Annotated in this window: 21 protein-coding genes; 9 read left to right on the plus strand and 12 right to left on the minus strand. The window is 44.7% G+C overall.

What is annotated here, in order from left to right; genetic code table 11:
• Window positions 1-81: 81 nt before the first annotated feature.
• The 5 genes from JO154_RS02515 to JO154_RS02535 all read right to left on the minus strand — a co-directional run bounded on the left by JO154_RS02515 (window position 82) and on the right by JO154_RS02535 (window position 2,828).
• Window positions 82-396, minus strand: a complete 315-nt coding sequence (locus JO154_RS02515; RefSeq protein WP_291941560.1) for a hypothetical protein — start codon at window positions 394-396, stop codon at window positions 82-84.
• A 51-nt stretch (window positions 397-447) separates the two neighbouring features.
• Window positions 448-798, minus strand: coding sequence for a hypothetical protein (locus tag JO154_RS02520; protein ID WP_291941562.1), 351 nt, complete (start codon window positions 796-798; stop codon window positions 448-450).
• Window positions 799-1,062: 264 nt separating this feature from the next.
• Window positions 1,063-1,926: a DUF6089 family protein gene (locus JO154_RS02525; RefSeq protein WP_291941564.1), complete on the minus strand. Its 864-nt coding sequence runs from the start codon at window positions 1,924-1,926 to the stop codon at window positions 1,063-1,065.
• 181 nt (window positions 1,927-2,107) lie between these two features.
• The gene (locus JO154_RS02530; protein ID WP_291941566.1) at window positions 2,108-2,455 is read right to left on the minus strand and encodes a DsrE family protein; all 348 of its coding nucleotides are present in this window, start codon (window positions 2,453-2,455) and stop codon (window positions 2,108-2,110) included.
• Between the two features lie 133 nt (window positions 2,456-2,588).
• Window positions 2,589-2,828: a hypothetical protein gene (locus JO154_RS02535; RefSeq protein WP_291941568.1), complete on the minus strand. Its 240-nt coding sequence runs from the start codon at window positions 2,826-2,828 to the stop codon at window positions 2,589-2,591.
• 493 nt (window positions 2,829-3,321) lie between these two features.
• Here JO154_RS02535 and JO154_RS02540 point away from each other — a divergent pair, with 493 nt between their 5' ends.
• The gene (locus tag JO154_RS02540; RefSeq protein WP_291941570.1) at window positions 3,322-4,248 is read left to right on the plus strand and encodes an AraC family transcriptional regulator; all 927 of its coding nucleotides are present in this window, start codon (window positions 3,322-3,324) and stop codon (window positions 4,246-4,248) included.
• On the opposite strand, the gene JO154_RS02545 is transcribed toward JO154_RS02540, so the two are convergent.
• Window positions 4,249-5,355 (minus strand): family 20 glycosylhydrolase, encoded by a 1,107-nt coding sequence (locus JO154_RS02545; RefSeq protein ID WP_291941571.1) that lies wholly within the window; start codon window positions 5,353-5,355, stop codon window positions 4,249-4,251.
• Window positions 5,356-5,489: 134 nt separating this feature from the next.
• Here JO154_RS02545 and JO154_RS02550 point away from each other — a divergent pair, with 134 nt between their 5' ends.
• On the plus strand, window positions 5,490-6,590 hold the full coding sequence (locus tag JO154_RS02550) for an AI-2E family transporter (protein ID WP_291941573.1): 1,101 nt from the start codon (window positions 5,490-5,492) through the stop codon (window positions 6,588-6,590).
• Window positions 6,591-6,714: 124 nt separating this feature from the next.
• Here JO154_RS02550 and JO154_RS02555 read toward each other — a convergent pair whose 3' ends face one another.
• The 5 genes from JO154_RS02555 to JO154_RS02575 form a co-directional block, all read right to left on the minus strand.
• Window positions 6,715-9,834 carry a CusA/CzcA family heavy metal efflux RND transporter gene (locus JO154_RS02555; RefSeq protein WP_291941575.1) on the minus strand — a complete coding sequence of 1,040 codons (3,120 nt, stop codon included), beginning with the start codon at window positions 9,832-9,834 and terminating at the stop codon, window positions 6,715-6,717.
• 32 nt (window positions 9,835-9,866) lie between these two features.
• On the minus strand, window positions 9,867-10,979 hold the full coding sequence (locus JO154_RS02560; RefSeq protein ID WP_291941577.1) for an efflux RND transporter periplasmic adaptor subunit: 1,113 nt from the start codon (window positions 10,977-10,979) through the stop codon (window positions 9,867-9,869).
• A gap of 15 nt (window positions 10,980-10,994) precedes the next feature.
• Window positions 10,995-12,275, minus strand: coding sequence for a TolC family protein (locus JO154_RS02565; RefSeq protein ID WP_291941579.1), 1,281 nt, complete (start codon window positions 12,273-12,275; stop codon window positions 10,995-10,997).
• Between the two features lie 99 nt (window positions 12,276-12,374).
• Window positions 12,375-13,739: a HAMP domain-containing sensor histidine kinase gene (locus JO154_RS02570; protein WP_291941581.1), complete on the minus strand. Its 1,365-nt coding sequence runs from the start codon at window positions 13,737-13,739 to the stop codon at window positions 12,375-12,377.
• A gap of 1 nt (window position 13,740) precedes the next feature.
• Complete coding sequence (locus JO154_RS02575; protein WP_291941582.1) at window positions 13,741-14,424, minus strand: response regulator transcription factor; 684 nt, start codon at window positions 14,422-14,424, stop codon at window positions 13,741-13,743.
• Between the two features lie 114 nt (window positions 14,425-14,538).
• Between JO154_RS02575 and JO154_RS02580 the strand changes: the two genes are divergently transcribed.
• From JO154_RS02580 to JO154_RS02590, 3 genes are read left to right on the plus strand one after another with little or no spacing between them, the layout of a single operon-like run.
• Window positions 14,539-15,102 (plus strand): GNAT family protein, encoded by a 564-nt coding sequence (locus JO154_RS02580; RefSeq protein WP_291941583.1) that lies wholly within the window; start codon window positions 14,539-14,541, stop codon window positions 15,100-15,102.
• Window positions 15,103-15,112: 10 nt separating this feature from the next.
• The gene (locus tag JO154_RS02585) at window positions 15,113-15,607 is read left to right on the plus strand and encodes a GNAT family N-acetyltransferase (protein WP_291941584.1); all 495 of its coding nucleotides are present in this window, start codon (window positions 15,113-15,115) and stop codon (window positions 15,605-15,607) included.
• A gap of 10 nt (window positions 15,608-15,617) precedes the next feature.
• Window positions 15,618-16,034: an EamA family transporter gene (locus JO154_RS02590; RefSeq protein ID WP_291941585.1), complete on the plus strand. Its 417-nt coding sequence runs from the start codon at window positions 15,618-15,620 to the stop codon at window positions 16,032-16,034.
• An 8-nt stretch (window positions 16,035-16,042) separates the two neighbouring features.
• On the opposite strand, the gene JO154_RS02595 is transcribed toward JO154_RS02590, so the two are convergent.
• A complete protein-coding gene (locus JO154_RS02595) occupies window positions 16,043-16,702 on the minus strand; it encodes a metalloregulator ArsR/SmtB family transcription factor (protein WP_291941586.1) in 660 nt (219 codons plus the stop codon).
• Between the two features lie 244 nt (window positions 16,703-16,946).
• On the opposite strand from JO154_RS02595, the gene JO154_RS02600 reads away from it, so the two are divergent.
• The 4 genes from JO154_RS02600 (at window position 16,947) to sufD (ending at window position 20,971) form a co-directional block, all read left to right on the plus strand.
• Window positions 16,947-17,273 carry an iron-sulfur cluster assembly accessory protein gene (locus JO154_RS02600; RefSeq protein WP_199073021.1) on the plus strand — a complete coding sequence of 109 codons (327 nt, stop codon included), beginning with the start codon at window positions 16,947-16,949 and terminating at the stop codon, window positions 17,271-17,273.
• 51 nt (window positions 17,274-17,324) lie between these two features.
• Window positions 17,325-18,770, plus strand: a complete 1,446-nt coding sequence (gene sufB / locus JO154_RS02605; RefSeq protein WP_291941590.1) for a Fe-S cluster assembly protein SufB — start codon at window positions 17,325-17,327, stop codon at window positions 18,768-18,770.
• Window positions 18,771-18,848: 78 nt separating this feature from the next.
• Complete coding sequence (gene sufC, locus JO154_RS02610) at window positions 18,849-19,613, plus strand: Fe-S cluster assembly ATPase SufC (RefSeq protein ID WP_291941591.1); 765 nt, start codon at window positions 18,849-18,851, stop codon at window positions 19,611-19,613.
• A gap of 53 nt (window positions 19,614-19,666) precedes the next feature.
• Entirely contained in the window at window positions 19,667-20,971 is a 1,305-nt protein-coding gene (gene sufD, locus JO154_RS02615; protein WP_291941592.1) for a Fe-S cluster assembly protein SufD, read from the plus strand.
• Window positions 20,972-20,981 lie beyond the last annotated feature (10 nt).

Genomic DNA, 20,981 nt, shown 5'->3' on the forward strand with positions numbered 1-20,981 from the left:
AAAAGTAACTATCCAGGGGCTGAATAAAAAATGCCTTCCGCTGTTCAGCGGAAGGCATCCTACTTTTTTCTTTGCAGTTTATCAGTTCACGATGGTTACACCAGCATGGATTACAGCTCTAGGTCTACCTACTGGTACTGGAACCGGTACGGGTACTACTGGTGGTGCTGGTACATAATAGGCAGGTCTGTAGTAAGGTCTGTCATATACCACCACTCTCCTTCTTGGTCTGTAACAGTCGTCATCCCAATGACGATATTCGCGTTCGCGTCTGCGTTCCCATCTGTCGTCGTCGCAATCCCTGTGCTTGTAATGTCCCCAGGCGTGGCCTCTCTGAGCGTAAGTGCTTGTAACAACGCCGCCCAACAGCACGGCTAAAAGAATCAGCTTTTTCATTTGTCTATGGTTTTTAATTCAAGATTGGTTGGTATATTATTAGAGCGCGAATCATGCATGACTGCCATAGTAGTACACACCGTTGACGGCAAAGGCGCCGATGGAATTTTTATTGACAACTGCGGTATAACCATGGTGATAATGTCTGTGATGATATCTGTGATGATAATGTCCGTGATAATATCCCGGAGGATAATAATGATGGTGCCTATGACCATGAACGAATGGTGGAGGCGGTGGCAGTGGTGGTCTCGGAGGCAACGGAGGCCTAGGAGGAACCGGAGGTGGTGGTAGATGCCTTGGTACCGGCGGCCGTGGTGGCGGCGGCGGGAATTGTGCACTACTTGTTTCCACTGTACCAACCATCACAATCATTGCAGCTATGGCTAATATCTTTTTCATGGCACTTTCAATTTAATGATGATTACAGGTGGTTGCGCCCCAACTTACACTCGATTTTGATACTTTACTCCTCTCCGCGATTCGTTAGATTTCCTCCAGATGATAAGCTGGTGGCGGCATCAGTACCTGTTCAATCAACTAAATCCAACATCTATGCCAAAAAAAATCCCCCGCATTTGCGAGGGATCTAATTTATAAATGGACTTTGTTGGGGGCTTGAAAGTCAGCCTGTTATACCAAACTCTGTGCCAATGTTAATTAGTGTTACCAACGTGGACAACGAGTAGCTTTTACCTTACCCCATGGATTACCATTATTGCCCAATCTATAAGTGAGTGTGAATCCACTGAAACCATACCAGTCCTTATGCTTGTCAGAACCACGAATGGTACCGTCTACAGGATAAGTACCTGGCGTCAGTTTACCACTTACTTCATCTCCTCTGTAAGCCATATCAACAGACGCCTGTCCACGATATGCCAACAAAGTATTCTTATCTACATAAGTTTTGCTGACATCATCCAGGTAATCCGTAGTAGTAGGACGGAAACCCACTTCTACTCCTAATGTCCAACGATCATTCAAGAGAAATTTTACACCCGCTCCAAATGGAATGGAAACAGTAAACAAATCATAAGGCAAACGATCAGGATATTGTGGTAATCCCTGACCTTCTGTTCCTAAACGACGTAAACGTACCCAGTTGCCAGATTTGTCTTTCGCCATTGGATCAAAACCAAAACCTGCTATACCCGCAAACACATAAGGCGTGAAACCTTTTTCATCAATATCCAACAAATTCAATTCTCCAATCAACGCAAACTCAATGATACGGCTGCGGAAACTGAGGTTACGCGCTTTCAGAGCAGGACTTGCATTTGTACTATCTGCTCCTGTTGCAGTACCATAGGTGATGGCTCCCCTCAGTGAAACGTACCGATTAAAATCTTTTCTCAACAATATACCTAACGCAGGTCGGGTGTACCGCAAGTCCACCCTCTTCTCCACGAGATCTCCACTGTAATTGCTGATGCCCAGAAATGCGCCTAAATGCCAGTCTTGCGCCATGCTGATAAAAGGGATTGCCAAGAATAACAACAGTATTCCGGTAGTTTTTCTGATTTTCAAGGTGTCAGTTTTTTAAGAGGTTAGTCCGGTATAATAACGAATATGCTATATAACGTAATTCCAGCTTCTTTTATTGGTTTAAAGCAGCTTAACGTGTATGTATTCACGTTACACCGTACAAATATTAATATTTAAAATGTAAAAATAATCTAATAATACAATTCAACCATAAAGAATTACATCAACATCTAATATATGCCCATCCCTCCTGCTGCCTTTCCACCAAATGAGCAATACCCGCCGGTACTACCTCTACAAAAGGAAAGAGCATCGAATCCTTGATGTCATTACCATTCAACGTATTCCTACAGATCAGCCACCTTACACCTTGCTCCGCCAAAGCCTGCACCCGCAGCACCAATGGCCCCTCCGCACGTAGCAATAAGCCATAAGCCTGCCCATGTACCACCACTTCTATCCGGATATCTTTATGTTGATTCCTACAGTAGTCCAACAGATTATGCAACTGCCCCAACATCGCTTTATGCGCATCTTCCGCAGTTGATGTAATTTGAAATACGACTTGCATATTGTAAATATAACAATATCAGTCAAATATGAAATAAAAAAATATTTCAGGGGATTAGGGAGACGACTACTGCTCATAACAGCGACAGCCTCATTCGGGTTTAAGATGGGGGAAAAATTTCAGAGGAGTATATTCAGACCTGTTGCTTGGCCTTGAGCAGTTCATATTGCGTTTCCTGCAACTTCTGCTCCAAACGCCGGCATTTTTCTACGGCCTCGTTGATGCGATGACGATAAGTCACTTCCTTGATCTCCGATTGTAATAAACTAATATTGGCAACCTGCAGCTTCCGCCCCAGCCGACCCAATATCTGCCAGCCCAAATAGAGGACTATAGCTACGCTTAGTAAAAAAATACCCAGCAAAATCAACATAGATACAGAAAATCCCCAAGGAGCATGACTGCCATGAGGACTAGCAAAGGCGTTGCGACTCGCGCAACCCCAAAACAGGATTGATAGGACCAAATGCTTTATGGAGATTCGAACTAACAATGATTTCTTTTTTTCAGTGATAAGAAAAGCATGTTTCTTGGAACACTAACACATTCAACAACTAAAGTTGACAATCGTTCAACAACAGGTAAATCCGCATGACACTCCCCTTAAATGGACCAAAACTATGATGGGGTGGTTGCGGGTTAAAATTATCCAATCATTCTGAAACAGATTTGTCCATTTCAGCTTTTTTTGAAATTATCAGAAGAATTATTTCACATTAGGTTGATTATCAATATGATCCATTCCGGCTTAAAATAATATGCGTTTTTACGAATATTTTATCTATTTTCCATTATTGTTATGAATGCCCGTAGGACCAAAATTATATTGTTCAAAATCCCATGAATAACCTTAAATAGGTTGCACTATGTTAAAATCTTCCAGTTTTACCAGGGAACAGCTGGAGAACCTGGCGTTACAGGGTTTGTCCTATGCAGATGATCATGTGAGTGACCCTTTCAACATCAAAGAGGTTTCCGAGCGTTTAGGAATGTCCTATTCGTATTTTTATCACACTTTCGCAGACGTTTTGGGTGAACCCTTCTGGCAGTATGTAAAAAGACATCGCCTGGAACTTGCCGCAGGCCTACTCCGCCACAGCGGTTACAACATCGGAGAAATTAGTGATCATTGCGGATACGCTACCACCGCCGCCCTTAGCAAAGCCTTTAAACAACATTTCGGAGAGAGTCCATTGCAATTCCGCAAAATACTGGAACTACCCAACGAAAAAAGAACCATCCAAATCACACAGGCTATCACATCTGCCGCAGGCGATATCCCACTCAGCTCCTTCTTCTCCTACGATCGCTGTGAACGTGTAACCCTGTCAGATAAAATTCTCTATTATTCCCTCATTTCTCGTGGTCAAAATCCAATCGCGGAAATGGTGGCCAGAATGACGCACTTCACCGGCATCTTCCAGAAAATGAGAATGCTGTATGATATCCCGCAAAGCAAGATCATCACCGGCACGCTGGACTCCGTTCCCGTAACGAATTATGAGCAACTCTCCATGTATGCAGGTATCGCAATCCCAGCCACTGATTATAAAACACTGATTCAATTGGAAGGCAATTTCTCCTACCTGATGAAAAAACGTATTCCTGGAGGTACCTACCTGCGCTTGCCATTACCAATGGACTTCGCTACAGCAGGGATTCCTATGTACGATTTTATTAGCCGTAATTGCAAGGAAGGGATATTCAAAATGAGTGGAAATCATTTCTACATATCCCTTACCCAGCCAAACTTCAGCGAAATATTTATTCCACTGCTAAGAAAACATTACTGATTACTTTTTAGGAAAAATTGCCTTGAAACAATTCGAAGGCAAATCCTTGTAAGGCTTACCCGTGGTAGTATCCACTGGCGGTTTCCATACGCCGTAGAATTCATCCAAGAAAGAGCCCGCGTCTGACCAAACCGTCTGCATCATGCCCTGGAAACGAGGCTTCATTTCCTTGGTGGCACTGCTACGATAATCAAACATATCCTGCAATTGCAACACTGCATTATCCGGCATCCTCCATGGACAAGTAACTACACTTAAACCTTTCATGGCAAAATATACCGGCGTCTTATCAGGACGCTCATAATGCCAATCACATACCATGATGTCTTTCGGTACCAAGTCTACCGCACGATGCGTATTATTCAAACTGGCTTCCCACATACCTAAACCAGTGGTTTTGCCATCCAACAGCCTGTCGCCCCAAATCCATAACTGGCGGTTCTTCTCCGCCAGATGGTTCCGTATCTTCCAAACCTCTCCACTGTACAACTCGGCCTTGTCGTGCCCTCCGCAACGTGGACACTTATCCTCCCCTATATAAAATACTTCATCCATCCCCGCATGAAAGGCATTGGACTCAAATGCATCACAAATTTCATCCACCAAATCAAAAACTACTTTGTGTACACCCGGATGCAACGGGCAATAACTCTTACAGTACAAACCATCTGGATTAGGCCATTCATACTTGTCTGGCATCTTCACCCAAGGGGTTTCGTCAAAATCAGGATATACCCGCAACAAATTCATGGTATGCCCATGCCACGACTGATGTCCCAACAGGTTGATCTGTGGAATCAGCCGGATATTGTGCTGGCGACAAGCATTCACCAACTGTTTAACCTGGACTTCGCTTAAAGCACCTGAGTCCCGCAATTCAGGGTGCAACTTAAACTGATAATTGTAATCCACCCTTAATATCAACGTGTTAATATGTCGGGGCGCCAGTTCCTCATGAATGAATTTAATAAAGGACTCCACCCTGGTAGCTTGTGGTGAACCGATACAAAAACCACGTACCGGTAGGGAATCGATGTTGTTTTTTTGTTGTGCGGTGACTGTCAGTGTTGCAACTAACAATAAGACAATGGTTGCTAAACTTTTCATGTAAATAAGGGTTTTGATAAGGTGGATCACAAAATAGACATTGGAAATAAAGATTTGATGCCGTTCGCGGAATTACTAAAATCTTAATGCAAAAAATGTTGATATTTAATAAATTTGGGTAAATACTATTCTTCATGAACGAATTGAAATTACCCTTTTACGCCAAACTCGCTCTTACCTTGTTATCCCTGGTACTGATCGTCATGATTGTGCGGACAGGGAGCGAGGTTATCATCCCGCTGATTTTTGCCTTTCTCATTTCCATTATGCTGTTGCCGTTGGCAAGCTTGCTGGAGAAATGGCGCTTCCCTAGAGGGTTAGCAGCGATAACGTCCCTGCTGGTTTTCATTGTTTTGTTGTTGTCGGTAATGATGCTGCTCATCAAACAAATGGAATCATTTATTACGGATCTTCCCCAGTTGCAACATAAGCTGATCATCACTTTAAACAGCATGCAGGCATGGGTAAACGAAAAGTTCCACATCAACAGTAATATGCAAATGAGCTACCTGGAAAAACTAGCCATGGGCACATTGGGCACGGCTACTAGCTTTGTCAGCTCCACCCTGTTGTCGGTTTCTTCTTTGTTGATATTCATCGTTTTTATACTGTTGTATACGTTCTTTATACTGCTGTATCGTAAGCTGCTGGTGAAATTCCTCGTATCCCTGTTTGAGGCCAAACACCGGGAAACGCTGATGGGCGTAGTAGATCGTACCCGCTCCATCATTAAAAGTTATGTAGGTGGATTGATGATAGAAATGGTGGTAGTAGCCATTTTGAACTGCACCATTTTTTCCATCCTAGGCATTAAATACGCCATTTTGTTGGGGATGATGTCTGCTATATTTAACCTCATTCCTTACATCGGGATATTCGTGGCGCTGTTGTTATGTACCGTCGTAACACTGGCTACTAGTGTACCAGTGGCAGGTCTGCAGGTGGCTGTCTCCCTATTCGCAGTTCACTTGATAGATAGTAATATTCTCTTCCCAAGCATCGTGGGCAGTAAGGTAAAAATCAATGCGCTGGCCACTATCGTTGGGGTTATTTTGGGAAATATGCTTTGGGGCATTCCTGGTATGTTCCTCGCTATTCCAATTATCGCTATCGTGAAAATCCTTTGCGAAAGCGTGGATAGCATGCATCCATGGGCTATTCTACTGGGTGTAGAAGAGAAGGAAAAGAAAGAAAAAATTCCTCCTCCTGCGCCCCAGCCTGAAGGCGAGGCATAAACGCAAGAAAATAACATAACGAACTGTAAACCTACCGCCAATGGCGGGAGGTTCACTAAAAAAACAACAAACAAAAAATGCCACCGATGGTGGCATTTTTTGTTTGTTGTACTAAATCAAAATATTATTTCTTCGGATGCGTCACCATTCGGCGATAAGCCCAATAGAACACAATCGGGAAGATAAACAGGTTGAAAACGGTATCTGTCATCAATCCACCAATCACTACACGTGCCAGCGGTCTAGCCGTTTCAGAACCAATACCGGTGCTCATCGCGGCCGGCAACAGTCCGATAGCCGCCATCATGGCTGTCATCACCACCGGACGTATACGGGATTCCACACCTTCATGAATAGCCAATTTCAGACTTGCTTCTGTCCCATCCGGTAAGGTGCGGATATTAGTCTTGAATTTCGACAAGAGAATCACCCCATTCTGTACACATATACCAAACAAGGCAATGAACCCGATACCTGCGGAGATACTGAAGTTGGTATTCGTCAGCCAGAGAGAGAATATACCCCCGATAATGGCAAACGGTACGTTGTTCAATACCAGTAAGGAATCTTTTACCTTTCCGAACAGGATGAAGAGAATCAGGAAGATAAGCAGTAAACTGATTGGCACTACCTGCGTCAATCGTTTCGTGGCACGCTGCTGGTTCTCGAAATCGCCCGCCCACTCCAGGTTATAGCCTTTCGGCAGCGTAATCTGCGCGGCTACTTTCTGCTGCGCTTCTGCGATCGTACTACCAAGGTCGCGTTCACGTACAGAGAATTTTATCGCCCCATATCTCATATGTTTATCGCGATAAATCATGCTCGGACCTACAATATGTTTGATGTCTGCAATCTCCTTCAACGGAATTTTATTACCACGCAGAGTAGGTACGGTCAGGTTACCGATGGCGGTTTCATCTTGACGGAAGTTTTCTGGATAACGGATACGCAGATCGAAGTATTTCTCTCCTTCGTAAATGCGAGTGGCCGCTTTACCACCGATCGCCATTTCAATGACAGAGTTGGCATCTTCTGTCGTAACGCCATACAAGGCCATCTTCTGCTGATCCAGGTTGATACGCAGTTCCGGCTGACCCATATTCCGCAGAATACCTAAATCTTCAATACCACGAACTGTTTTCAGGATTTTCTCAATCTGGTCTTCTTTTTCTTCTACTATTTTGAAATCATCGCCAAAGAGTTTTACTACGAGAGACCCTTTTACCCCAGACACTGCTTCTTCCACGTTATCCATGATCGGTTGCGAGAAGTTCAGGGTAATACCCGGAATCCCTTCCAGCTTGGCGTTCATGCGCTTAATCAACTCTTCCTTACTGATGCCGCTCTTCCATTCTGTTTGCGGATAAATGTCCACGTGCAGCTCCACGTTATAGAAGCCAGTAGCATCGGTTCCATCATTCGGACGGCCTGTTTGAGACATCACCTGTTTTACTTCAGGGAACTGCAACAGTTTACGGCGAATATCATTAGCGATACGTACGGATTCATCCAAAGAAGTACTCAACGGACCAGTAGCCCTGATATAAATAGCGCCTTCATTCAACTGTGGCAAGAACTCTGTACCCAGGAATTTAAAGCAGTACAGGCCAAATACCAACGCAATGAGCGAGCTGAAAAATACAACGCGCCTGCGTTTGAAGCAGTAATTGAATATGCGGAGGGTTCTGGTATGTATAAAGTTCAGGAATGGGTTGTTCTTCTCTTTTACATTCTTTCTCAACAATACACTTGCCAGTGCAGGCACCAGTGTAAAGGTCAATATCAGCGCTCCCAACAAAGCAAAGCCCAATGTCCATGCCAGCGGAGAGAACATTTTTCCTTCTACTTTCTCAAAGGTGAAGATCGGGAGCAAACCAGTAATGATGATCAGTTTAGCAAACATGATACCTTTACCGTTTTCCATACAAGCTTTGCGGATCATACCCAATTTACTCAGCTTGTTGAAACGCTCCATCCCCACTTTATGGGCCTTATGGTCCAGCATTACGAAGATCCCTTCCATCATTACCACGGCCCCATCTATGATGATACCGAAGTCGATCGCCCCCATCGATAGCAAGTTGGCGCTCATGCCTTTCATACGGAGACATATAAACGCAAAGAGCAATGCCAGTGGAATAACAATCGATACGATGATGGTAGTACGCCAGTCGGCCATGAAGAGGAATACGATCACCGTTACGAAGATGATACCCTCAATCATGTTATGCAATACGGTATGCGTAGAGAACTCGATGAGGTCTTCCCTGTTGTAGAAAGTTTTGATCTTTACATCTTCTGGAAGAATTTTGGTATTTAGCTCATCAATTTTCACTTTCAGCTCCTGGATCACATTGGCGGGGTTCTCCCCTTTGCGCATCACCACGATACCTTCTACCACATCATGATCTCTGTCGCGCCCTACTTGGCCAAGACGTGGGAGTGCCGCTAAACTGACATCTGCTACATCTTTTACCAGGATAGGGGTTCCATTGATATGGTCTACAATAATATTCTTGATCTCTTCTTCGTTGTTGAGGATCCCGATACCACGCACCACATAGGCTTGGGCATTTTTCACAATCACATCTCCCCCAACGTTGATATTACTTTTCTGCAGGGCCTGGAACATTTCCTGGGCGGTAATGCTGTACTGTACAGCCTTTGCAGGATCCATGGTTACCTGGTAGATTTTCACTTCTCCACCAAAACTAACGATATCGGCAACACCGGAAACAGACAGCAGGTTACGTTCTACTACCCAGTCCTGCATGGTTTTCAACTCCTGCACAGAACGTTTCGGACTCTCCAGTGTATAACGGTAAATTTCACCTGTAGGCCCGTATGGTGGCTCGATTTCAAAATCGGCCCCATCTGGGAGGTTGGCGGAGGTAATATTATTATTGATCTGCTGACGGGCAAAAGTATCATCTACATCATCAGCAAAAATGATCTTTACCACCGACAGTCCAAACAGGGAAGAACTACGTATATGCGTTTTCTTCTGGGCCCTGTTCATGGCAATTTCTATCGGACGGGTAACGAATTTCTCTACCTCTTCGGCGCTTCTTCCCTGCCATTGCGTGATGATGGTAACGGAAGTATTGGTTACATCCGGGAATGCATCCACCCCTATCTGCTTAAAGCTGAGGTAGCCTACCACCGCCATTACGCCGGCCGCAAAGAAGATGAAGTATTTATTGACAAGTGAGAAAGCAAAGACTTTCTTCAAAAACTTATTCATGTACGGAAATTTTGATAAGTAGGCAAATGTGGTTACTGTTGATCCTTCAGTGTTTCATAGATAAACACCTGCTGGGAAGCAATCACCCTGTCGCCAGCCTGGAGACCTGATGTAATATAGGCTCTGCCTTCAACGGTATGGTCCACTTTCACCTCACGGATAACTACGCCTGGCTTCTGATTGGTCAGTACCAGTGCATAATATTTGTCTCTGTCGAAGATGATACCACGTGCACGGATACTCACTAAATCAGAATCGGAATGTCGCTGTGCTTTAATGCTCATAAACATTTCCGGTTTCAACAGGTAACCAGGATTATTTATGACTACCTTGGCTTTCATCACTTTATTATCCGGGTCCAGTACATTATAAATTTTGTCTATACGGCCTTCGAATACTTTATCTGGGTAAGATAGAGTGGTCATTTGCACTTTATCACCTTCGTGAATACTAGCAATATCAGATTCGAATACATTGATAATCGCCCAAACATTGGCCAGATCTGCCACCACGAAGATGGGATCATTGTTATCCTGACGCCATTGCATGTTTTCAACGGCTTTCTTGGCTACTACAAACCCGCCTACTGGTGATTTTACATTATAGAAAGTCTGATGCGCACCGCCATTGATATCAGCAATGGCTTTTGATTTGTTGTAGGTGGCAATAGCTTTGTCGTAATTTCCTTTGGCTTCTTCGTAGTCTTTACGGGAGTTTAAACCGCTTTTGTAGAAAGACTCGGCTACTTCGAGACTGCGTTTAGCCATTTGCATATCCTGCTGGCTAATGGTCTGATCGGCGGTAAAGCCAGCCATCTCAGGGCTTTTAATGACTGCCAGGGTTTGGCCTGGCTGCACATGGTCGCCAGCATTCACTTTCACATTCGTAACGATACCACTCACCATGGGAAAAATCCTGGCCATTTTATCTTCATTGGCCGTGATTTTTCCCGTTAATGAGATTTGGTTCTCTACTTGCTTCACGCTAGCAGTGTCTACTTCCAGTTTCTTGATTAAAGAATCGGTGAGTGCCCACTGCGTAGGAGCTTCAGGTGTCTTGGCTTTGGTGCCGCAGCCTGTGAGTATGCCGGCAGAGATTATGATAGAGGCAGTTGCAGGTAAGCAGGATTTGATAATATTTTGCATGTTGAATCGTAAAGTTTAGAGATGGAAGATCTGTGAACCGGTGGTGTAATTGATTTTTTCGAGCGCGCTGAGCCTATTGTATTTCAGCTCATTCATCTTCAGGACATTACTCCGGTAAGCGTCGTAGAGGTCGATGAACTCCAGCAGGCCGATGTTGTGCAGACTGTAATTCTTTTCGATCTCTTTCATCATCGCGGTATAATCGTTTTCGAAACCGGGATCAAAGTCAGACATCAGTTTTTCTGTCTGCAACGCCTCTTTCATACTGTTCATCACTTCATGTTGCAGTTGGTCCTGCTGGCCTTCCAGTTGCAGTTTGCTGCTTTCCAGGACTGCCTTGGCCATCTTAATATTACCCTGGTTACGGTTAAAGAAAGGTAATGGCATACTCACGTTCAGACCATTATAGTTTCTTTCGAAATTCCCCTGTTTATCATAGGAGAAACCTACGGTCAGATCCGGTACGGCATTCGCTTTCTGCAAACGGAGATTGAGATTACTGTAGTTCACAGTCTCCTTTGCAATCTTCAGATCATAGCGGTTTTCCATCGCTGTATCCAGCAAGGTCTGATAGCTGTACTGCGCTACTACTGGCAAATGCGCTGCTACCGGCACATCCGGAACAATAGTAACAGTGGCGGGCACACGAATCAAGAGTGCCAGATCAGACTGGGTTTGCTGAATATCTAAACGCAGTTGTAGTTCATCATGCTGTAAATCGTACAGCAATGATTTCAGACGGATAATTTCTTTTGGGGCGATATTCCCCATTGCTTTTTGTTGCTCAAAAACTTTAACTACCGTTTGTAAGAAAACAATCTGGCTGCTATAGGTTTGCAGCGATTTTTGCTTATAATAAAGATCGTAGAAATTATCAGCCAGAGAGAATCGCAGGGTACGGAGCAGATCGAAGAACTGAAATTCGCTCATCTTTACCCCACTGCGGGCCAGTTGAATTTCCTTATTACGCTTGCCCGCCATTTTGATCAACTGTTGCACCTGGAGGGTGTTTTCAGAATCATAACCAAAATCGAACAATTTGCCCGTAGTATGGTTATACAAAGTATTCTCAAATGTCACCTGCGGATTATCATATAGGCGGGCTGTAATAATACCCGCTTTTGCAGAGTCAATGTTATACCGTTGTGCCAGTAAAGGAATATTTTTCTGTAACAACAACTGCTCAGCTTGCGTAAGGGTGAGCTGCAGGGAATCTTTGCTTTGCGCCGAAATGCTACTGCCAGAGAAGGTTTCATACAGCATTAGTAATACGAACAATGCTAGTCTATTAGTCATACAACAAAATTTGAGTTGCAAAGATGCCAATAGCCTATTAGCAGTATGTTAGAACGGGATTAAAATTAAATTAGAAATTAAATTGGAATTAAATTAGAATTAGATGTCATTATCGAAAAAAATGTGAAATGTAGTGCCTTCCCCTTTAACACTACTCACTGTAATGCGCGAACGATGCAACTGTAGAATTTTATGGGTCATAGAAAGACCAATGCCGTATCCAGCAAAGCTGTGTGCATTTGTAGCCCGGTATAGTGGCAGGAATATCTTCTCTTGTTCTTCCTTATCGATCCCGATCCCTTTATCACTGATGGAAAGCAGGATACCTTCTTTGGTGACTTCCAACCGGCATTGCACAGGGGCATTGTGGGAAAACTTAAAGGCATTCCTCACAATATTATTAATGGCCAGCGCCAGGAGCTGCCGATTTCCTCTAATGGTCAGTTGGGCAGGGGTTTCCGGCAACTGCGCCAGTTGTATTTCCAGCGGTAACGGCTTTTCCTGCTGCTGCCAGTAGGCTTGGATTTCCCAGAGTAATTCGTCCATGCGGATGTCTTCCGTCTGGGCAGGGTCTAGCACCGCATCTACGCGGGTTAGTTGCAGCAAGCCATCTGTAATGATTTTCAGCTTCTCTGATTCATCCAGTAGGGTACCTAAAGTTTCTTTGTACTGTTCCACTGAACGGTCTTTCTGCATGGTTACTTCAATCTCCCCTATGATAGTGGTCAGTGGCGTACGCAGTTCATGCGAGGCATTAGACACAAAAGAGCGCTGCATTTCAAAGGCATGCTGCATATGTTCCAGCATCTCATTGAAGTTAGTGGCCAATTCATCTATTTCATCCTTATTCTTACCACGGTTCACCCGCATATGCAGGTTACTGGCACGGATGCGCTTCACTTGCCTGTTGATGCTTTGAATAGGCTGCAAGGCCCTACTGGCATACCATTGACCTAATAGATATACTACCAACATCGCCACAAAGCCCATACATACCAGGATCCAGAGGAGGTACTGCAACTGCTGCTCCCCTTGGGAGTTGCGGGCGGTCACGATGACCACGAAGTCTCCCTGGTTATCGGGATAATACATCCCCAGTCCATATTTATCTCCAAAGGTGAATCGGTAGATTTCATGTTTTCGTACCTGGTCCATGAGGGATACCGGCCAGGTATATTTCACCTTCTCAATAAATACGGCTTGATTATTATTATCGTAGATATTACTGGATTCTCCGGGAATACTCTGTTGGTAACTCTTTTCAATTTCCAGGAACTTCTTTTTGGTTAACTCGTCTTTTTCCAGATAGACCTGGGCAGTCACGAGGGCACGTACCTGCAGTAGTTTATAGAAGTTATTACGTACATAGCGGGCAGACAATAGGTATACCAGAACAAATACTACAGTAAGCAATATACCGGATATCAGTGTAAACTGAAGGGACAAACGATGACGTATCTTCATATCAGCTCTTAATTTTCATGACATAACCCATACCTACAACCGTATGGATCAGTTTATCGCCGTTGAATCCCTTTTCAATCTTATTTCTGAGATAGTTCACGTAAACGTCAATGGTATTGGTGCCAGTATCAAATTCTAGTCCCCATACGGATTCCGCAATCAGGGCGCGAGAAAGTACCTTCCCTACATTTTTAAGAAATAACTCCAACAGTGCATATTCTTTGGCAGTGAGGATAATCTCCCGGCCTTCTCTATGAGCAGTTTTAGTATTGGTATCCAGTTGTAAGTCTCCCAAGGCCAGCACAGGGGCTTCCGGACGGAACAAGTTCTTTCTTCTGCCCAATGCATTGATGCGGGCCAGCAATTCGGAGAAATGGAATGGTTTGGCGAGATAGTCGTCTGCACCGGAGTTCAGGCCATCCACTACATCGGTAGTGGCATTGAGGGCGGTAAGCATGAGAATGGGCGTTTGTAATCCCGAACCACGCAGGTTTTTGCAGATAGTAAGACCATTAATACCTGGAAGCATAACATCCAGCAGAATCAGATCATATTCTTCCTGAATGGCCATATGCTGCCCCGAAGGCCCATCGGCTACTACGTCTACTTGATGCTGGTGTTCTTCCAGGCCACGTTTGATAAACGCGCCTACTTTAGTCTCATCTTCAATAACCAAAATCTTCATAAGTTGTGCTAATTGATCTGTATGGAAACGAAATTAGGTAATGTTGCAGAGATGGTTATTAAAGCGGGATTAAATTCCTTAGCTTTACACATCATCCAAATAATGTGACCTACCATGCATGTACCGGAAATAATCACAGGTGAGCTAACGCTTCGTCCTATTAAAGATAAAGATACAGCGGCATTATTCAAATTGTTCTCCAATGATGAGGTTACACGATTTATGGACATTGCCTCTTTCAGCAATATCAGTGAGGCCGCACAGATCATCACCCTTTTTCGAGAGCGACAACAAGAAGACGAAGGCTTTAGAATGGCCATTACCTTTACCGGAAGGGATGAACTGATCGGCACATGCGGCTTTCATAAATGGAGTAAAGTGCATTACAAAGCGGAAATCGGATATGATCTGATGCCGGAATACTGGGGCCGCGGCATTATGACCACAGCGATTGCAGCCCTGGTGGCATTTGGTTTTAAGGAGATGGATCTCAATCGCGTAGAAGCCTTTGTGGACCCAGTGAATACCGCTTCAGCCAAATTGCTGCAGCGGATTGGATTTACCCAGGAAGGCCTCCTCCGCGATGCTTTCTTTGAAAAAGGTAGCTTCGTGGATGCACATATCTACAGCCTGTTGAAAGCCGAACATGCGAGAGAGCAATTTTGGGAAAATTCTTAGGAGATAAAAAATGAGACTGACTTACAGACACGCGACAATTGAAGATCTGGACCGCATCGTGGAAATTTACAATACCACTATTGCCGGCCGTATGGTAACCGCAGATACAGAACCTGTTACCGTAGAGAGCAGACAACACTGGTTCTACGCCCATGATACAGACCGCAGACCTTTATGGATGATTGATGATGCAGGCGTAAACATCGGCTGGATGAGCTTTCAGTCTTTCTATGGCCGTCCTGCTTATAACGGCACGGTGGAAGTCAGCATCTACCTGGATGAAAATGCCAGAGGCAAAGGCTACGGCGGAGAAATTCTTCGTTATGCCATTGCCGTTAGTCCCAACTTCAAAATTGATACATTATTAGGTTTTATTTTCGCCCACAACATACCCAGTCTGAAATTGTTTGAGAAGATAGGTTTTCAGGAATGGGCGCACCTTCCAGACATTGCCCTCATGGATGGTGAGCGCAGGAGCCTGAAAATCCTGGGTTACAAAATCTAAACTATTTACTATGTGGTGGATTTATGCCTTACTATCAGCTTTCTTTGCGGCGCTTACAGCCATCTTTGCGAAGATTGGCGTTTCAGATATTTCCTCTAATCTGGCCACGGCTATACGAACGATCGTTATTTTATTCGTGGCCTGGGGAATTGTGCTAGTTCGAGGAGAGTACAAAGGAACTGGCAGTATTTCCCGTCATAGCCTGATATTCCTGGTATTGTCCGGTATTGCTACCGGACTTTCCTGGGTCTTTTATTTTAAAGCCATACAAATAGGCAAGGTCAGTCAGGTGGCCCCCGTGGATAAACTCAGCGTAGCGCTGACAATTATTATGGCCGCTGTATTTCTACATGAGAGCCTTACTTGGAAAACAGCGATTGGCGCCGGGCTGATTATAGCGGGCACCTTAGTATTGATATTAAAGTAAGTTATTATTTAGGAAGACACGGACGCTCCGTCAGGAACAATTTTATATACGCAACGGCGGGCGCCATTGATGATATGTTCCATTCTTGAAACGGACGCATCATTACCTACTATGCTGACAAACGTTCTCATTTCAGAGGTACAGATGTTATCACACTCTGTAGCCGCGCAACATATAGGACAGTGATTTTCAATGAAATAGTACACCCCATCTTCTTTTTTCCATTCAGCTAAATACCCTTCCCCACTTCTAATGGTAGCGAATGCTTCCAAGCGGTTTTCGATGCCGTTAATGCCTTCGAGGGCGGCATGGTATTTTTCCTGCTGATTTTGTTCACGGGCAGCCACTACGTTAGCGAGCGCTTCCTTACCGAGAACAGTTTTGATGGTTTGTATCAGTTGGAGACTTAATTCTGTATGCGTATCAGGGAAGCGAGCATTGCCGAGGGCGGTCAGGCTCCATATTTGTTGCGGGCGACCTACGCCACGGGAGATGCTTTCGGACTGTACCAGCCCTTCTTCCTGCAATTTAACAAGATGGAGCCGGGCTCCCTCACCGGTAATACCCAGCTCAACCGCCAGTTGTGAAGCTGGCAGCGGGCCTCTGGTCTTGAGTATAGTCAATAACCGGTCGGCAGCATTTCTGATTCGAGTTGGGTGATTTTCCAAGTTTTTACTTGTTTTATTGTCAAATCTCGTATTTTTGTATCAGGTAACAAAATGTTTTTTTGTCCGGCGACCTCTGAAAGAGAGGTTAAAAGTCAATATGGGACTGGAAATTCTGTGAAAAGGTTGTAATTTTGCGAACCTTTGTCACTATTCTGGCCCGCCCACTGCGATAATCCGGTAGCAGTGCATTCTAACACAATATTTTGGCCGGGAAACCGGCTATTTATTTAAAACAATTCTGAGTATGATTACCGTATCAGAGAAAGCAGGTGAATATATTAAGGCATTAATGGAAAAAGAACACCATGCGCCAGGCACCTTTGTTCGTGTAGGCGTGAAAGGTGGCGGATGTTCCGGTTTGGAATATGTGATGAAATTCGAAAATACAGAGGAAGAAGGCGACCAAGTGTTTGAAGACAAAGGAATCAAAGTGGTAGTACAAATGAAGAGCTTATTGTACTTATACGGAACAGAACTGGATTATTCCGATGGTCTGAACGGTAAGGGGCTTTACTTTAACAACCCTAACGCAACCAGAACGTGCAGCTGCGGGGAAAGCTTCGCGGTGTAAACCAACCAACCGCTTTGCTACCACCGAACAACCTCTAAATCACAAAACCGTATGATAAATAGTAACGAAATAATAGATGATATAGCCAATAAGGAGTATGAGTTTGGCTTTACCACCGACATTGAAATGGATATAGCACCTCCAGGGCTGAATGAAGATATCATCCGTTTTATTTCGGCGAAAAAAAATGAGCCGGAATGGTTGCTGGAATGGCGACTGAAGGGCTTTCAGGCTTTCAAAAAGCTGAAATTCCCTAACTGGCAGCATTTTGAACTTCCTGAACTGGATCTGCAATCACTCTCATACTATGCGGCTCCTAAAAAGAAAAAACAGCTAAACAGTTTGGATGAAGTAGATCCTGAACTGCTGGCTACTTTCGAAAAACTGGGTATTCCTTTAAATGAACAGAAAGCACTGACAGGCGTAGCGGTAGATGCGGTATTCGATAGCGTTTCTGTGGCTACTACCTTCAAAGGCAAACTGAAAGAAATGGGCGTGATCTTCTGCTCTTTCGGTGAAGCGGTGCAGGAATATCCTGACTTAGTAAAGAAATATCTCGGTACTGTGGTACCACACTCAGATAACGTTTTCGCTGCACTGAACAGTGCAGTATTCTCTGACGGTTCATTCGTGTACATTCCTAAAGGCGTTCGTTGCCCAATGGAATTGAGCACTTACTTCCGTATCAATGCACAAAACACAGGTCAGTTCGAACGTACCCTGATCGTTGCGGACGATAACAGTTACGTTAGCTACCTGGAAGGTTGTACCGCTCCTATGCGCGACGAAAACCAACTGCACGCAGCTGTAGTGGAAATCGTAGCACTGGATCATGCAGAAGTAAAATACTCTACCGTTCAAAACTGGTATCCTGGTGATAAAGACGGTAAAGGCGGTATCTACAACTTCGTTACCAAACGTGGTATCTGCAAAGGCGAGCGCAGTAAAATCTCCTGGACACAGGTAGAAACCGGTTCTGCTATCACCTGGAAATATCCAAGCGTGATCCTCCAGGGTGATCACTCCGAAGGTGAATTCTATTCCGTAGCAGTAGTTCGTAACAAACAGATTGCTGATACTGGTACTAAAATCCACCACATCGGAAAAGGCACCAGAAGCCGTATTATATCTAAAGGTATTTCTGCCGGCCATGGCGATAACAGCTACCGCGGACTCGTTTCCGTAGGTCCTCGCGCAGAAAATGCCCGTAACTTTACACAGTGCGACTCCCTCCTGATCGGTAACCAATGCGGTTCTCATACATTCCCTTACATCGAGTCTAGGAATAAAACCGCTATGATCGAACACGAGGCGACCACCTCTAAAATCGGTGAAGATCAAATCTTCTACCTCAATGCCCGCGGTATTGATACAGAGAAAGCGGTAGCGCTCATCGTAAACGGTTACGTTAAAGAAGTACTGAACCAGTTACCTATGGAATTTGCCGTAGAAGCTCAGAAACTTTTATCTATCACATTGGAAGGAAGCGTTGGATAGTTGGGAATTGGTTACGAAGATTAACCAGTAACTGATTACTGACAACTATTTAAACATACAGAAAGAAATAAAACAATCATGCTGACGATTAAAAATCTGCACGCAGAAGTAGAAGGGAAAAAAATTCTGAAAGGCATTAACCTGGAAATCAATAAAGGTGAAATGCATGCTATCATGGGACCAAACGGTTCTGGTAAAAGCTCCCTGGCATCCGTGCTGGCGGGTCGTGACAACTATACTGTTACCGAAGGTGAAGTTTGGTTCAATGGCAAAAATCTGCTGGAAATGTCTCCAGAAGATCGCGCTCGTGAAGGTGTCTTCCTCGCTTTTCAATACCCAGTAGAAATCCCAGGTGTTTCCAACATCAACTTCCTCAAAACTGCAGTAAACGAGGTTAGAACTTATAAAGGCCTCCCTCCGCTGGAAGCGAAGGAATTCCTGAAACTGACCAAAGAAAAACAACAGCTTGTAGATTTTAACACCAACCTGATGAACCGTTCCCTCAACGAAGGTTTCTCCGGTGGTGAAAAGAAACGTAATGAAATATTTCAGTTGGCTATGCTGAATCCTCAGCTCGCCATCCTGGATGAAACTGACTCCGGACTCGATATCGATGCACTCCGTATCGTTTCCAACGGTGTAAACAAATTGCGCGATGCAGAGAAATCCTTCGTAGTGATTACCCACTACCAGCGTCTGCTCGAATATATCGTTCCTGATTTCGTACACGTACTGTACAACGGCCGTATCATTAAAACCGGAACCAAAGAACTGGCCCTGGAACTGGAAGAAAAAGGTTACGATTGGCTGAAGGAAGCAGAACACGAGAAAGAATCAGTATAATCAAATTACGGAAACCATATTTCGTAATTTATTAAAAAGCGTTAGCAACAATTATGACAAGCGATATCATGATACCTTTTTACCAGGCTTTAACGGAAGACGTAACTGCTTTGTCGGCCCCGCAGGACAGCCTGCAGGATACACGCCGCGAAGCACTGGAACGTTTTGCAGCAGCAGGTCTCCCTACCCTGAAAACGGAAGCATGGCGTTTCACCAACATCCAGCGGTTCCTGAAAGAGTATCCATATGAATTTTCAAATACACCAGCTACCACCACTGCAAACGTTGCTGATGAAGCAGCCATCGCAGGACTGGACAGCTATCGTATTGTTCTTGTAAATGGCCATCTGCAAGCGAGCCTTTCCAACCTGCCGGAAGGAAAGGGCATCCACATCGGCGCAATGAGCGCTAGCACGGATGCTCCTGGCTTTAGCAAATGGTTCAACCAACAGAAACACCTGTCCACTGAATCTTTGGCTAACCTCAACACTGCCCTCTTCGCTGACGGTCTGTTCATCGAACTCCAGGCAAATGTTGTGATAGACAAACCGATTCACCTGGTACATGTTTATACTTCCGACCGTCATGCTTTTGTTCAGCCACGTCACCTGTGGATCTTGCACAAAAACGCGGCGGCCACTATTATCGAAAGCACCGTGCACCCTAAACAGGAAGCCGTTGCTTTTGCCAACAGCGTAACCGAAGTGGTAGTACTGGAAAACGCAGAACTCTGGCACTATAACGTGCAACAGGGCGCTGAGAATTTCCGCAATGTAAATACCACTGCCGCTCAACAGGGTGCCGACAGTCGCTATCATCATTTCAGTTTCACCCTGCCTAACACGCCGCTCACCCGTAATAACCTGAGCGTAATCCTGAAAGGCAGCAACACTGAAACAAACCTGAAAGGACTGTACCTTGCAACGGGCTCTCAGCATGTAGATAACCATACCTTTATGGATCACCTGCAGCCTAACTGCAACAGTAACGAGCACTATAAAGGCGTACTTTTGGACACTGCCAACGCAGTTTTCACCGGTAGAATACATGTTCACCAGGACGCACAAAAAACAAACGCCTTCCAGCAGAATAACAACATGCTCTTGGGCGATAAAGCAAATATCAACTCCCAGCCACAACTGGAAATTTATGCCGACGACGTGAAATGCAGCCACGGCTTTACTGCTGGCCAGTTCGACGAAGAAGCGATGTTCTACCTCCGCGCACGCGGTATCGGTGAAGAATCCGCTAAAGCCCTGCTGGTAAATGCATTCTCCCACGATGTAACCGACGAAATCGCGGTACCTGCCCTGCAGGATTACATCCAGGGACAGATCGAGGCTATCATGAACAATTAAGACGATACAA

Source organism: Chitinophaga sp. (assembly GCF_019236475.1).
Taxonomy (GTDB): Bacteria; Bacteroidota; Bacteroidia; order Chitinophagales; family Chitinophagaceae; genus Chitinophaga.

Bases quoted from the DNA above. Each gene is read 5' to 3' on its own strand.
- JO154_RS02515 (WP_291941560.1), bottom strand. From the start codon at position 396: ATGAAAAAGCTGATTCTTTTAGCCGTGCTGTTGGGCGGCGTTGTTACA.
- JO154_RS02520 (WP_291941562.1), bottom strand. From the start codon at position 798: ATGAAAAAGATATTAGCCATAGCTGCAATGATTGTGATGGTTGGTACA.
- JO154_RS02530 (WP_291941566.1), bottom strand. From the start codon at position 2,455: ATGCAAGTCGTATTTCAAATTACATCAACTGCGGAAGATGCGCATAAA.
- JO154_RS02535 (WP_291941568.1), bottom strand. From the start codon at position 2,828: ATGTTGATTTTGCTGGGTATTTTTTTACTAAGCGTAGCTATAGTCCTC.
- JO154_RS02540 (WP_291941570.1), top strand. From the start codon at position 3,322: ATGTTAAAATCTTCCAGTTTTACCAGGGAACAGCTGGAGAACCTGGCG.
- JO154_RS02545 (WP_291941571.1), bottom strand. From the start codon at position 5,355: ATGAAAAGTTTAGCAACCATTGTCTTATTGTTAGTTGCAACACTGACA.
- JO154_RS02550 (WP_291941573.1), top strand. From the start codon at position 5,490: ATGAACGAATTGAAATTACCCTTTTACGCCAAACTCGCTCTTACCTTG.
- JO154_RS02555 (WP_291941575.1), bottom strand. From the start codon at position 9,834: ATGAATAAGTTTTTGAAGAAAGTCTTTGCTTTCTCACTTGTCAATAAA.
- JO154_RS02560 (WP_291941577.1), bottom strand. From the start codon at position 10,979: ATGCAAAATATTATCAAATCCTGCTTACCTGCAACTGCCTCTATCATA.
- JO154_RS02565 (WP_291941579.1), bottom strand. From the start codon at position 12,275: ATGACTAATAGACTAGCATTGTTCGTATTACTAATGCTGTATGAAACC.
- JO154_RS02570 (WP_291941581.1), bottom strand. From the start codon at position 13,739: ATGAAGATACGTCATCGTTTGTCCCTTCAGTTTACACTGATATCCGGT.
- JO154_RS02575 (WP_291941582.1), bottom strand. From the start codon at position 14,424: ATGAAGATTTTGGTTATTGAAGATGAGACTAAAGTAGGCGCGTTTATC.
- JO154_RS02580 (WP_291941583.1), top strand. From the start codon at position 14,539: ATGCATGTACCGGAAATAATCACAGGTGAGCTAACGCTTCGTCCTATT.
- JO154_RS02585 (WP_291941584.1), top strand. From the start codon at position 15,113: ATGAGACTGACTTACAGACACGCGACAATTGAAGATCTGGACCGCATC.
- JO154_RS02590 (WP_291941585.1), top strand. From the start codon at position 15,618: ATGTGGTGGATTTATGCCTTACTATCAGCTTTCTTTGCGGCGCTTACA.
- JO154_RS02600 (WP_199073021.1), top strand. From the start codon at position 16,947: ATGATTACCGTATCAGAGAAAGCAGGTGAATATATTAAGGCATTAATG.
- sufB (WP_291941590.1), top strand. From the start codon at position 17,325: ATGATAAATAGTAACGAAATAATAGATGATATAGCCAATAAGGAGTAT.
- sufC (WP_291941591.1), top strand. From the start codon at position 18,849: ATGCTGACGATTAAAAATCTGCACGCAGAAGTAGAAGGGAAAAAAATT.
- sufD (WP_291941592.1), top strand. From the start codon at position 19,667: ATGACAAGCGATATCATGATACCTTTTTACCAGGCTTTAACGGAAGAC.